Origin of the sequence: Nonomuraea aurantiaca (assembly GCF_020215705.1) — a bacterium.
GTDB lineage: Bacteria > Actinomycetota > Actinomycetes > Streptosporangiales > Streptosporangiaceae > Nonomuraea > Nonomuraea aurantiaca.
Genome location: NZ_JAIWNB010000029.1, coordinates 1 through 12,797 on the forward strand (window position 1 = coordinate 1; position 12,797 = coordinate 12,797).

Annotated in this window: 13 protein-coding genes; 6 read left to right on the forward strand and 7 right to left on the reverse strand. The window is 70.5% G+C overall.

What is annotated here, in order from left to right:
* The coding region (locus LDL49_RS44580; RefSeq protein WP_263656331.1) for a ricin-type beta-trefoil lectin domain protein at nt 1–132 on the forward strand (132 nt) is incomplete at its 5' end.
* Nucleotides 133–162: 30 nt separating this feature from the next.
* Here the strand turns inward: LDL49_RS44580 and LDL49_RS44585 are convergent.
* The 7 genes from LDL49_RS44585 to LDL49_RS44615 are packed head-to-tail and all read right to left on the reverse strand — an operon-like array spanning nt 163 to nt 6,744.
* Nucleotides 163–1,494: an alkaline phosphatase family protein gene (locus LDL49_RS44585; protein ID WP_225300993.1), complete on the reverse strand. Its 1,332-nt coding sequence runs from the start codon at nt 1,492–1,494 to the stop codon at nt 163–165.
* Nucleotides 1,494–2,606, reverse strand: a complete 1,113-nt coding sequence (gene eboE / locus LDL49_RS44590; RefSeq protein WP_225301099.1) for a metabolite traffic protein EboE — start codon at nt 2,604–2,606, stop codon at nt 1,494–1,496. Before eboE ends, LDL49_RS44585 begins: the two co-directional genes overlap by 1 nt.
* Nucleotides 2,607–2,608: 2 nt before the next feature.
* Nucleotides 2,609–3,454 carry a TatD family hydrolase gene (locus tag LDL49_RS44595; protein ID WP_225300994.1) on the reverse strand — a complete coding sequence of 282 codons (846 nt, stop codon included), beginning with the start codon at nt 3,452–3,454 and terminating at the stop codon, nt 2,609–2,611.
* Nucleotides 3,455–3,961 (reverse strand): EboA domain-containing protein, encoded by a 507-nt coding sequence (locus LDL49_RS44600; protein ID WP_225300995.1) that lies wholly within the window; start codon nt 3,959–3,961, stop codon nt 3,455–3,457.
* Nucleotides 3,906–4,799 (reverse strand): sugar phosphate isomerase/epimerase family protein, encoded by an 894-nt coding sequence (locus LDL49_RS44605; protein WP_225300996.1) that lies wholly within the window; start codon nt 4,797–4,799, stop codon nt 3,906–3,908. Before LDL49_RS44605 ends, LDL49_RS44600 begins: the two co-directional genes overlap by 56 nt.
* A complete protein-coding gene (locus LDL49_RS44610; protein WP_225300997.1) occupies nt 4,769–5,614 on the reverse strand; it encodes an SCO3242 family prenyltransferase in 846 nt (281 codons plus the stop codon). The genes LDL49_RS44605 and LDL49_RS44610 overlap by 31 nt, the downstream gene beginning before the upstream one ends.
* Nucleotides 5,611–6,744, reverse strand: coding sequence for an inositol-3-phosphate synthase (locus tag LDL49_RS44615; protein ID WP_225300998.1), 1,134 nt, complete (start codon nt 6,742–6,744; stop codon nt 5,611–5,613). The genes LDL49_RS44610 and LDL49_RS44615 overlap by 4 nt, the downstream gene beginning before the upstream one ends.
* Before the next feature lie 347 nt (nt 6,745–7,091).
* Between LDL49_RS44615 and LDL49_RS44620 the strand changes: the two genes are divergently transcribed.
* From LDL49_RS44620 to LDL49_RS44640, 5 genes are read left to right on the forward strand one after another with little or no spacing between them, the layout of a single operon-like run.
* Nucleotides 7,092–8,522 (forward strand): sugar ABC transporter ATP-binding protein, encoded by a 1,431-nt coding sequence (locus tag LDL49_RS44620; RefSeq protein WP_225301100.1) that lies wholly within the window; start codon nt 7,092–7,094, stop codon nt 8,520–8,522.
* Complete coding sequence (locus LDL49_RS44625) at nt 8,523–9,536, forward strand: ABC transporter permease (RefSeq protein WP_225300999.1); 1,014 nt, start codon at nt 8,523–8,525, stop codon at nt 9,534–9,536.
* Nucleotides 9,533–10,483, forward strand: coding sequence for an ABC transporter permease (locus LDL49_RS44630; protein WP_225301000.1), 951 nt, complete (start codon nt 9,533–9,535; stop codon nt 10,481–10,483). Before LDL49_RS44625 ends, LDL49_RS44630 begins: the two co-directional genes overlap by 4 nt.
* A complete protein-coding gene (locus tag LDL49_RS44635) occupies nt 10,470–11,666 on the forward strand; it encodes an ABC transporter substrate-binding protein (RefSeq protein ID WP_225301001.1) in 1,197 nt (398 codons plus the stop codon). The genes LDL49_RS44630 and LDL49_RS44635 overlap by 14 nt, the downstream gene beginning before the upstream one ends.
* A gap of 38 nt (nt 11,667–11,704) precedes the next feature.
* The gene (locus LDL49_RS44640) at nt 11,705–12,538 is read left to right on the forward strand and encodes a sugar phosphate isomerase/epimerase family protein (protein ID WP_225301002.1); all 834 of its coding nucleotides are present in this window, start codon (nt 11,705–11,707) and stop codon (nt 12,536–12,538) included.
* The last annotated feature ends 259 nt before the right edge of the window (nt 12,539–12,797 follow it).

The following is a 12,797-nucleotide window of genomic DNA, read 5'->3' on the forward strand; positions in this document are numbered from 1 at the left end:
CTCAACGCCGACGGCACCGTCACCGCGGTCGGCGCGAACAAGTGCCTGGACGTCGGTGGCACCGCCAACGGCACCAAGGCGCGCATCTGGACCTGCACCGGAGGAACCAACCAGCGCTGGACCCGCGGCTGAGGCCGATATGGCGGCCCGGGGCGTCCGCGGTCAGCGGCTTCCCCGGGCCAGGCCGGCCAGGAGGTCCTTGACCTCGGTCGCCTCGTAGGAGTCACGGTCGAACGGCCCGATGATCAGCGGGCCGTCGTCGGGGAGGTCGGGCAGCCGGCCGTGACTGCCCCGCACCGGCGCCGGGTCGAGCGGCACCACCCGCATCGTGTACCGGAAGCCCAGTTTCTTCCTGGCCAGCGCCGCCGCCGCGCGGAGCTTGACGAACGGATCACTCGGGTCCATGAACAGCTCGGCGGGGTCGTAACCGGGTTTGCGGTGGATGTCCACGAGCCTGGCGAAATCCGGGGCGCGGTCGTCGGAGAGCCAGTAATAGTAGGTGAACCAGGCGTCGGGTTCCGCCACCGCGACGAGTTCGCCGGCGCGTTCGTGGTCGAGCCCGTATTTCGCCTTCCCCGCCTGGTCGAGCACCTCGTCCACGCCGGGCAGCTCGGCGATGACGGCGCGGGTGCGGTCGAGGTCGGCGGGGTCGCGCACATAAACGTGGGCCACCTGGTGGTCGGCGACGGCGAAGGCCCGGGACGTCCACGGGTCGAGGTACTCCATCCCGGCCTGGGTGTGGACCTCCAGAAGACCCGCGGTGCGCAGCGCCCGGTTGATGTCCACCGGGCGGGACGCCGGGGTGATGCCGTACTCCGAGAGCACGACCACCTCGGCGTTCTCGGCGAGGAGCGGAGCCAGCGCGGCGTCGACCGCGCGGGCCGCCGCCACCGCCTCGGGGCCGGCGGGGCCGTACCGCTGGAGGTCGTAGTCGAGGTGAGGCACGTAGACCAGCAGCAGATCGGGCCGTTCGCGGGCCAGGATGCGGCGGGCCGCGGCGATGATCCATGCGGAGGAGGCGATCCCCGCGTTGGGGCCCCAGTAGGTGAACAGGGGGAACGGCCCCAGCGCGGCCTCGAGGTCGTCGTGGAGCGAGGGCGGGCGGGTGTAGCAGTCGGGCGACTTGCGGCCGTCGGCGTGGTAGACGGGCCGCGGGGTGACGAGCAGGTCGGCCGGCGCGCCCATCGCATACCACCAGCAGACGTTGGCGGTGCGCAGGCCGGGCGCGGCGGTCCACAGCTGGTCGCCCTGGATGAGCGCGTTGTGCTGGCGCCACAGCAGCACCTCGCCGAGATCCCGGAAGTACCACCCGTTGCCGACGATGCCATGGTCGCGGGGCATCGAACCGGTCAGCAGAGTGGCCTGCATCGAGCAGGTGACGGCCGGGAGCACGGGCCGCAGCGTGGCCGCCGCGCCCGCCTTCGCCACGTTCGGCATGTGCGCGAGCAGGCGCGGGGTCAGCCCGACGACATTGATCACGATCAGCGGTGCCATCACGTCTCCTTCAGCCCGAGGGCGGCGAGCCGTCCCCGCATCCAGTCGAGCTCGGCGGCGATGCCTTCCGCGACGTCGGCCGGCGCGCCGGGAAGCACGTTCCACGTGTAGGTCTCCACCTCGACGTGCCTGGTCAGCGGCCGTTCTCCGCCGAGGAGCACGTTCAGCAGGTCACGCAAGTAGGGGGCGCTGGTGGCGAGTGGAGGGGGCGGCGTGTCGTGCAGCGGGACGTGGAAGTGCACGCGCCAGCTCTCGTCCGCGGGCAGACCACCGGCCAGGGCCTCGCCCAGGTCGTCGGCGTATCCGGTGGCGGAGCGGGTCTGGTGAAGGAAACGGGGCTCGTCGAACGCGGCCAGCGCCGGCTGCGCCCCCGGCGGGGCCACCAAGGCGCACGACGCCTGGAGCTTCACGATGGGCAGCCCGCTGCGGGCGCCCGCGCCGGGCTCCTCGAAACCCACGGCCATATGACAGGCGTCCAGGCAGAGGCCGAGATGGTCGTGATCCACGTCACTCAGCAGGGCGGTCGCCTGGGGCGTCGTCTCGACGATGCAGCCGGGCTCCGGCTCGAAGCCCAGCCGGATCACCTTGCCGGTACGGCCGGCCAGCGCGCGCAGGCCCTGGGCGACCGCGTCGAGATTGGCCGTGACCGCCGCCGCTTTCTCTCTCGTCCACCCCGTGCGCCAGGCGAGGGGGAGGGTTGAGATCGTGCCCTCGGTGACGTCGTCCGGCAGCAGCGCGGCGAGGATCTCGGCGAGCCCGAGCGTGTAGCGCAGCCGCTCCGCGTCGGCCCAGTCGGGGGTGTAGACACGGTACTTCACGATCTCGTCGTGGAAGCCGCGGTAGGGGAACCCGTTGAGGGTCACGACCTCCAGCCCGAGCGCGGCCAGCCGCTCGCGCAGCCCGGCGAGTTCCCCGGGCTGGGCGAGGAGGTCCGCGGCGGCGTGCTGGGACAGCCACAGCCCGAGCCCGAGCCGTTCGACGCCGAGCAGGCGCCTGACCCGCGCGGCGACGCCGGACAGCTGACCGTGGATGCCGGGGAGATCCTCGGCGGCGTGGACGTTGGTGCAATAGGACAGGTGCACCGTCGAGCCGTCCGGATGGCGCAGCCGCATGGTCACCCCCGCTTGATCGTGTTGCCGGCGTGGTCGGGGCCGGCTTCCGAGCCGGTCTCGAGGTCGAGGCGGCCGCTCTGCCCGTAGAAGGCGACCGGGTTGCGCCACAGCACCCGATCCACGTCGTCCTCGCCGAAGCCGGCCGCGAGCATGGCGTCGGCCACCTCGCGCGTCTTGAGCGGGTCGCTCCGTCCCCAGTCGGCGGCCGAGTTCACCAGAATCCTGTCCGTGCCGTACTCCTTGAGCAGGGCCACCATCCGGTCCGGATCCATCTTGGTGTCGGGGTAGATCGAGAACCCCATCCAGCAGCCCGCGTCCGCGACCATGCCGGCGGTCATCTCGTTGAGGTGGTCGATGAGCACCCGTTCGGGGGGTATCCCGGCGTCCCGTACCACGTGGAGGGTCCGGCGGGTGCCCGCGGCCTTGTCCCGATGCGGGGTGTGCACGAGCACCGGAAGGTCATTCTCCTGTGCCAGGGCGAGCTGGGCCTCGAAGGCCCGTTCCTCCTCTGCCGTCATCGAGTCGTAGCCGATCTCGCCGACCGCGACGACGGAGTCCTTCAGCAGGTATCGCGGCAACTCGGCCAGCACCCCCGCGCACCGCTGATCGTTCGCCTCCTTCGGGTTGAGCGCGAGCGCGCAGTGGTGGTGGATGCCGTACTGCGCGGCGCGGTACGGCTCCCAGCCGAGCAGCGTGTCGAAGTAGTCGAGGAAGCTGCCCACGTTGGTACGGGGCTGCCCCAGCCAGAAGGCGGGTTCGACGACGGCCCGGACTCCCGCGGCGCGCATGCGCTGGTAGTCGTCGGTGGTCCGGGAGGTCATGTGGATGTGGGGGTCGAAGATGCGCATTCAGCTCCTCTCCAGGACGTCGCTCGGGACGGGCCGACCGGCCGCCCGCAGCTCCGCCGCGTAGTCCGACAGCATCCGGGCCAGTTCGGCGTCGAAGCGGCGGTCCAGCTCGGCCACCGCCGCCAGCGGGATCGACATGAAGACGCACTTGAGCACCCCCTGCCGGAAAGAGTGGTCGTCCAGCCACGCCGAGCCGTACGGGCCGAGGGCCGCGGCGACCAGCCGCGCGTCATTGGTGCGCAGCGCGTCCTCCACCAGCCCGACCGCCGTCCCTCCCAGGTCGAGCTCGTGCAGAGCGGTCAGGATCGCCAGTCGCTCGCCGCTGTCGCCGGCCTCGTACAGGCCGCGGATCACCGCGTGGTCGCCGTGCAGCGCGCCGAGCAGCGCGCGCCGGGCGCCAGGGCCGCCCCGCCGTTCGGCCTGCGGGAAGAGCCGGTGGATCGCGTACGGGTCAGCCTCGACCTGCCGGACGGCCTGTGCCGACCACTCCTGTGCCGGCTCGTTCATGTGCCCTCCTCAAGAAGTCGATCGAGCGGCGGGCGACCTGCGGGGCCGCATGGCTGTGCCGGGCCAGCTCCACCGCCACCAGACCCGGGTAGCCGCGCAGAGCGGCGAGCACCGGCGCGAAGTCGATCTCACCCTCGCCGAATTCCAGGTGCTCGTGGACTCCCCGGCGCATGTCCTCGATCTGCACGTGCACGGTGTACGGCAGCGCCCGGCGGACACAGGTGTCCAGGTCCTCCAGCTCCACGCAGTGGCAGTGCCCGATGTCGAGGGTGAGACCGAACCGGGTATGGGCGCCGAGCATCGTACGCAGCCGCTCGAACCCGTCCAGGTCGGCGACGAGCATCCCGGGTTCGGGTTCGAATCCCAGCGTGACGCCCAACTGGTCGGCCTCGTCGAGCAGTCGTGCGCACTGGCGAACCAGCCGCGTGTACGCCTCCGCCTCCGGCATGCCGTCGGGCCGGACCCCGCTCCACAGGTGCATAACGGGGGCGCCCAGGTCGGCGGCGACCCGCATCGCCGTGGTCAGGAACTCCACTCTGCGCTCGGCGTTGTCGCTGATGAGGGTCGGATGGTGTTTGCGCAGGGGATCGAGGGTGTAACGCCCGCCCGTCTCGACGACGGCATCGAGGCCCAGGCGTTCGAGGAGCCCGGCGATTCGCGACACCTCCGCGGCCAGGCCGGGGGAGTGGGGGTCGAGATGACCATGGTCGAGCGTGATCGCCGCACCGGTGTACCCCAGATCGGCCAGGACCGCCAGCGCCTCGGGGAGCCGGTGGCCGGCGAAGCCGTTGGTGCAGTAGGCCCAGTTCACGATGTCGCCAGCCGGGATGAGAGCCACCTTCCCAAGGGCAGCGAGCACAGCAGCGCGCTTGCCGTCGTGAACCGTCCGCCACCGGCGACCGCCGCCGCCTGGAGCGGGATCAGGCCGAGGATGCTCAGGCGGACGGCCTGCCGTACGTTCTCGGGGTCGGGATGGGCCCGTAACCCGGCCTGGACCGGAAGGGTGGAGGCGAGATAGCCGGCGATGAGGACGCCGGCTCCGGCCCGGGCGGCGGCTCCGTTGCGCACACAGGAGGCCGCCGCGAGCCCGGCCGCCACGGTGCTGGCCACGAGCGCGCGCTCGGCCGTCCCGGGTGCCGCACCCGCCACCTCGGCCCGGCCCAGGACGCTGATCCCGTAGGTGTGCGCGCCTATCGCCAGCGCCGCCGGCACGGCGGCCCCGGCCTGCTCGCCGGCGCCCAGCAGCACGTCCAGCACACGGCAGGCCGCCATCGACGCCGGTCCCGCCGCCGTCCGTTTGAGGCCGAGGTCGTAGGCCCACACCGCGCCGGCCAGCAGACCGGCGACGGTGAGAGCGCGCCGGCCGCCGGCGACGGCGGCGGTGGCCAGGCCCGCGCAGGTCAGGGCGGCCGCGAGCCCGAGCGCGGCGCCCGGGCGGACCCGGCCTGACGGGATCGGGCGCTCAGGACGCTCGACGGCGTCCGCTTCACGGTCTGCCCAGTCGTTGAGCGCCATTCCCGACCAGTACATGAGCACCGACGCCAGGGCCAGGCCGGGTGCCGGACGCCGTCCAGCAGCGGCGGCCCCCGCCATGGTGTCCCCCGGCACCGACAGTGCGGCCGGTGCGCGGACCAATTCGAGCAGCGCCCTCATGACAGCTCCTCGGCGAAGGCGCGCAGCCGGGCGTACTGGGCGGCCAGGGCGTGCTCGTCCGTCCCCAGCGGGCTCTTGAAGAAGTAGCCGAGCTCGGGCAGGACGCCGTGCCGCCCTTTCTCGTGCGCACGGGCGACCAGCCGGGCCAGGTCCAGGACGAGCGGAGCGGCCAGCGCCGAATCGCAGCCCTGCCAGGTGAACTGCAGCGTCATCCGCACGCCCAGAAAGCCGTCGAAGCTCACGTGGTCCCAGGCGGTCTTCCATTCTCCGAGATCCGGGACGTAGTCGATGTGCGTCTCACCCTCGACGGGTTCCCCCACGACCTTCGCGACAACCTGGTCCTTGGAGAGCTGCTTGCTGGACCTGGCGGCCGGATCGGCGAGTGTCGCCCCGTCGCCGCCGCCGAGCAGGTTGAGCCCGGACCAGGAGCGGATCCGAAGTGCCCGGTCGGCGAACATGGGTGCCAGGGCGCTCTTGACCAGGGTCTCGCCGGTCTTGCCGTCGCGTCCCGCGTACGGTACGCCCCGCCGGGCGGCGAGTTCCGCCAGGGCGGGCAGGGTCGGCCCGGTGGAGGGGGTGAACTCCACATAGCCGCACCCGGCGTGGAAGGCCGCATAGGCGTACAGCGAACTCGGCGGCAGGACGTCGTCCCCCGCGGCGAGCCGCTCCTCGAGGTCGGCCAGCCTCTTGAACTCCGGGCGCGAATCCACCGGGGGCTCGGTCGACGACACGTTGACGACGACCACCCGGGCCAGCCCGTGCCGGGCGCGGAAGCCGGCGATGTCGTCGATCAGCCGGGTCGCGGCCCGGCCGCCGTCGCCGGGGACGTGACCCGGCCGGATCTCGGCGTCGGCGGCGTCCAGATCGGACGCGAGCAGCCCAGGGAGGTCCGGGGATATGACCCCTGCTCTGCCCAGCTGTTCGGCGCGCTTGCGCAAGGAGATCTCGGTGATGTCATGGCCGCCGAAGGCCAGGCCGGTCAGCGGAACCAGGTGCCCGGGAAAGCCGGGGGACTCGCTCACGCATCCTTGCGGGGTCGCTGCTCCTGACCTGATGGCCGCAGCGCCCACGATGGCAGTGGTCGCCACGGATCCCCGTGCCCCGATAAGCCACACACCGAGCTTGTCCATGAAAGCTCCATCGTGTCGGGACTAGCCCCGGATGCGGAAGGCATCCGGTATGTAAGTATCTGCGATGGTATGAGTTAGTTTTGTCAATGGTCAAGCATAAGCAGGCTTATCGCTGTCTTATCCTGCTCCGCTTATGGGCATCGCCGCTTGGTCCGCCTCGGGCGCCGGTACGTGTTCGAGCACCATCAACGCCGCGCGGGTGATGGGACGCCCGTCGGATCACCGCGCGATTATGTCGTACAGGTGCGAGCTTTTGCTTGACCGTCGATATAAGCCCGCTTAGCATCCCGCAGGATGAGGAATATAAGCCCGAAGCTTGTCGAAAGCCGGTGGGCCGCGTGCTGAGGATGCGCGGCATCGGCAAGAGCTTCCTGGGCGTGCGGGTGCTGTCCGGAGTGGACCTGGACGTGATGGGCGGCGAGGTCCACGCCGTCGTCGGCGAGAACGGCGCCGGCAAGTCCACCCTAATGAAGATCATCTGCGGGATTCACGCGCCGGACGAGGGCACGATCGAGATCGACGGTCGCCCCGTCTCCTTCGGCCATCCGCTCGAGGCGCAGCGCTCCGGTATCGCGATCATCCACCAGGAGTTCAACCTGCTGCCCGAGCGCACCGTCGCCGAGAACGTCTTCCTCGGGCGTGAGCCCGTCAGGCGCGGCCTGGTCGACCGGACCGCCATGGAGACGGCGACCGCGCGGCTCCTCGACGAGCTGGGTGAGGACGCCTTCGGCCCCCGCGACGCGGTCAAGCGCCTGTCGGTGGCACAGCAGCAGATCGTCGAGATCGTCAAGGCGTTGTCGGTGAAGGCCCGGCTCGTCGTCATGGACGAGCCCAGCGCGGCGCTCGCCGAGCACGAGGTCGAGCTGCTCTACCGGCTGATCGGGCGGCTGAGGGAACGCGGCGTCGCCGTCGTGTACATCTCCCACCGATTACGCGAGGTGTTCGATCTCGCCGACCGGATCACCGTGCTCAAGGACGGCTCGCGCGTCACCACGTGCCCGATCAGCGAGGTGACCCCTGACGAGCTGATCCGCCTGATGGTGGGGCGCGACCTCGGCACCTACTTCCCGCCTCGCTCGGCGGGCGCCGGCGAGGTGCGCCTCAGCCTGCGCGGAGCAGGCAACCTCAAGCTTCGCGACATCGATCTGGAACTGCGTGCCGGGGAGATCGTCGGCATCGCGGGCCTGCAGGGATCCGGCAGATCGGAACTCGCCAAAGCGATCTTCGGCGCGGAGCCGTTCACCACGGGCGAGATGACCCCGTCGCGCCCGCGCTCGGTCCGGGAAGGCGTGGCCATGGGCATCGGGCTGGTGACCGAGGACCGCAAGGCCGAAGGGCTCGCATTGCGCCAGTCCGTGCGCGACAACGCCCTGCTCGTCGCCCGCGCGGTCGGCGCCAGGCACCGCAACGGCCTCCGCGACCTGCTCCAACGGGTACGCCTCTCGCCTCCGCGCCAGGAGCAAGAGGTCCGCTACCTGTCCGGAGGCAACCAGCAGAAGGTCGTGCTCGCCAAATGGATGACGATGGCGCCGCGGGTGCTGCTCTTCGACGAACCGACCCGGGGCGTCGACGTCGGCGCCAAGGCCGCGATCCACGACCTGATGCGCGAACTGGCGAATGACGGAATGGCCATCATGATGATCTCTTCCGAGTTGCCCGAGCTCATCGTCATGAGCGATCGCGTCGTCGTCCTGCGCGACGGCCGCATCGCGGGCACGTTGCCGGCCGGGGCCTCCGAGGAGGCCATCATGCGCCTGGCCGCCGGAGAGGTGGCCTGAATGAACCTGCTCGCGCGCGGCCGCCGTCCCGCCCGCCGGGGCGAGGCGCACGGCGGCCTGGCGGCGCGGTTGCGCGAACCCACGCAGGTGGTGTTCCTCGCGCTGCTCGGCCTGGTCGCGGTCGGCTGGGCCCTCGTCGCGCTCGATGGCGGCCAGTTCCTCACCATGGAGAGCGTCGTCGGGATCCAGCAGCGTTCGGCGGCCCTCGGCATCGTGGCGATCGGGCAGACGCTGGCGATCCTCGCCGGGTCGCTCGACCTGTCCGTGGCGTACCTGATCAGCCTGGCCTCGCTTGTCGCGGCGGAGATCATGGCGGGCCAGGACGGGAAAGTCGTGGCTGCGGTCGCCGCGGTGCTGGCCATCAGCGCGCTGGTGGGGCTGGTGAACGGGCTGGTCATCACCAGGCTCCGGGTCCACGCCTTCATCGCCACGCTCGGCGTCGCCCTGATCATCAAGGGCATCGTGGACCACCTGTACGACGGCCCGGCGGGCAAGGTGCCCGAGTCGTTCCAGCTCCTCGGCTACTCCCGCATCGGGCCGATCCCCGTCTCCGCCATGCTCTGGGCCAGCGTGGCCGTCGTGGCCTGGTTCCTGCTGAGCAGGACCCGGCTGGGATACCGGATCTACGCGGTGGGCGGGAACGAGGACGTCGCCCGGCTGTCGGGGATCCGTACGGGCCGCGTCATCGTGATCACCCACGTGCTCTGCTCGGTCTGCGCCGGCATCGCGGGCCTGCTGCTGGCCGGCCGGCTCGGGGCGGGGGCGCCCACAGTCGGCACGGACGGGGGCTACGACCTGGAGTCCATCGCCGCGGTCGTGCTCGGCGGGACCGCGCTGGCTGGGGGCAAGGGCGGGGTCGCAGGAACCGTGGGCGGGGTCCTGTTGCTGGCCGTCCTGGACACCATCTTCAACCAGCTCGAGATCAACTCCTTCGGCAAGGACGTGGTCCGCGGCGTGGTCATCGTCATCGCGGTGGCCGTCTACGCCCGGCGCGGGACAAGGCGGTCGGCATGAGGCGGGCACTTCCCATCCTCGCGGTCCTCATGGTGCTGCTGGCCGCGATCGCGGTCGTCAACCCCTTCTTCCTGGAGCCCGCCGGGTTCCTGGCGTTCCTCAAACGGGCCGCGCCGCTGGTGATCCTCGCCGCGGGACAGTATTTCGTCATCGTCTCCGGCGAGTTCGACCTGTCGGTCGGCTCACTGGTGACGGCCGAAGTGGTGATCGCCGCGCGGCTCATCGACGGCGACGAGTCCGCCACCGGGCCGGTCCTCGCCCTGCTGATCGTCGTCGGGCTCTTCGTCGGACTGGTCAACGGCGTGGTCACCACCAAGCTGCGAGTGCCGTCGTTCATCGTGACGCTCGGCATGCTGCTCGTCCTCAGCGGGGCGGTCTTCCTCTGGACCGGCGGCGCGCCGCGTGGCGCGCTGTCGCAGGGCTTCCGGATGTTCGGCCGCGGCGGCCTCGGGCCACTGCCGTGGTCGGTGCTGATCCTGCTGGCCGTGGGCGCGGTGGCGATCTGGCTCATGCGTGCCGATTTCGGCAAGACCCTCATCGCCACCGGCGACAACGTGCGTGCCGCGGCACTGTCCGGGGTCCGGGTCGACCGGGCCAAGATCTTCGCCTTCATGTTCTCCGGTCTGGCCGCGGCCGTCGCCGCGATCCTGCTCGGCGGCTTCGCCGGCGTCTCGGCCCAGGTGGGCCAGGGACTGGAGTTCTCGGCCATCACCGCGGTCGTGCTCGGCGGCGTGGTGCTCGGTGGCGGCCGCGGCTCCGTGCTCGCCGCCATGGCCGGTGCCTTCACGCTGGAGGCGTTGTTCACCCTGCTCAACCTGTACGGAATCTCGGGGGCGCTGGAGTTCACCGTGCAGGGCGTCATCATCATCGCCGCGGTCGCGGCGGGAGCCATCCGACTTCCCCGGAAGTTCACCCCCCGAAGAGGAGACGCACATGCCGCGTCATAAGGCCGCAGTCGCCGCGGTCACCGCGCTCGTCCTCGCCGGCTGCACCACCGACAAGCCGGCGGCCACCACACAACCCGCGGCGCCGGCCGCGAGCGCTCAGGGTTCGGGCACGGGCGCGCAGTCGAAGTTCTTCGTACAGGCGGACTTCGACGCTCAGCTGGCGATGCGCTCCCAGACGCCGCAGGGTCCCACGGACAAGCCCTGGGAGCAGGTCATCGCCCCGAAGATGGTCGACACGGCGAAGTACAAGAAGGACGGGCCGTACCACCTGTGCTTCTCCAACGCCGCGGTCAACAACCCCTGGCGCCAGGTCGGCTGGAAGACGATGCAGGCAGAGGCCGGCCTGCACAAGGAGATCGAGAAGTTCACGGCCCTCGACGCCGAGGGCAAGGACGACAAGCAGATCTCCGACATCGCCGAGCTGCAGGCCAAGGACTGCGACGCGCTGATCGTCTCGCCGAACACCACGGCCACGCTCACCCCCGCCGTGAGGGCCGCCTGCGGGAAGGTGCCCGTCATTGTGTTCGACCGGGGCGTGGAGACGGACTGCCCGGTGACGTTCATCAAGCCCATCGGCGGCTACGCCTTCGGCGCCGACGCCGCCGAATTCCTGGTCGAGAAGGTGCCGGCGGGTGGGAAGGTGCTGGCGCTGCGCATCCTGCCCGGCGTGGACGTGCTGGAGACCCGCTGGTCGGCGGCGAAGGTGGTCTTCGACAAGAGCCGGCTCCAGGTGGTGGGGGTGGAGTTCACCGACGGCGACGCCGCCAAGACCAAGAGCATCGTCAGTGACTACATCCAGCGGCACGGCAAGATCGACGGCGTCTGGATGGACTCGGGCGCCACGGCGGTGGCGGCGATCGAGGCGTTCGAGGACGCGGGCGTGCCGGTGCCGCCGATCAACGGCGAGGACCAGCAGGACTTCCTGCAGAAGTGGAAGGATGCCGGCCTCACCGCCGTAGCGCCCACGTACCCGACCTACCAGTGGCGCACCCCGCTCATCGCCGCGCTGAAGATCCTCAAGGGCGAGGAGGTGCCCAAGATGTGGAACCTGCCACAGCCGGAGGTCACCAGCGAGAACCTGTCGACCTACCTCAAGCCCAACATGCCGCCGCTGCACTACGCGCTGTGCGGTTGTGAGGACCTGCCCGGGTTCCCGGAGGCCTGGGGCGGGAAGAAGAGCTGATCGGCTCCATCCGGGAACCGACGACGAAGAGGGACGCCATGTTCTCCATCGGAGTGAACACCTGGGTCTGGGTCTCCCCGCTGACCGACGACGATCTGGCGCGGCTTGCGCCCCGCATCGCCGGGTGGGGCTTCGACGTCATCGAGCTGCCCGTCGAGCAACCCGGCGAGTGGAACCCGGACAAGGCCGCGGCGGTGCTGGCCGAGCACGGGCTGGCCGCGTCCGTGGTGCTCGTCATGCCGCCGGGGCGCGAGCTCGTGGCCGCCCCTCCGGAGACCGTCCGCGACACCCAGGACTATCTGCGGTACTGCGTCGACGTAGCGGTGACCGTCGGCTCTCCGGTGATCGGGGGGCCGGCGTACGCCTCGGTCGGCCGTACGTGGCGGCTGTCACCGGACGAGCGCCGGCAGGTCTACGCCGAGTTGCGTGAGCGGCTGCGGCCCGTCCTGGACCACGCGGCCGAGCATGGGGTGAGGCTCGCGGTCGAGCCGCTCAACCGGTACGAGACCAGCCTCATCAACACCGTCGAGCAGGCCCTCGACGCGCTGCCCGAGGACTGCCACCTGGCGCTCGACACCTACCACATGAACATCGAGGAGAAAGACCCCGCCCAGGCGGTGCGGTCCGCGGCGGATCGGATCGCGCACGTGCAGGTGTGCGGCACCGATCGCGGCACGCCGGGTGCCGACCGCTTCGACTGGCCCGGCTTCACCGGGGCCCTGCACGACGTCGGCTATCAAGGGCCGCTCGTCATCGAGTCGTTCACCGCATACAACCAGACCATCGCCACTGCGGCCTCCATCTGGCGGCCCCTCGCGCGAAGCCAGGACGCGCTCGCCGTGGACGGCCTTGCCTACCTGCGCACCCTTTGATCAAGGCAGTGACTCATTTGGCGAGCCGGCGGCAGCCGGCCTTGAAAGTTTCATACTTATTGAACGACCTTCCCTTGCCAATGGGGTGTCGGTGGGACAGCGCGGCACCGGCAATACCGCTTGCAACTGCAGATTCCCGATAAAGGCAGTGAGGCCCTGGCCCAGTGGAGGCGGAAAGGTGGTCCTGGATTCGCCGGTCGGATAAGCATGCTTGACACGTATGTTGGCCCGACCTATTTTCGTTTCGAATCGATTCGAT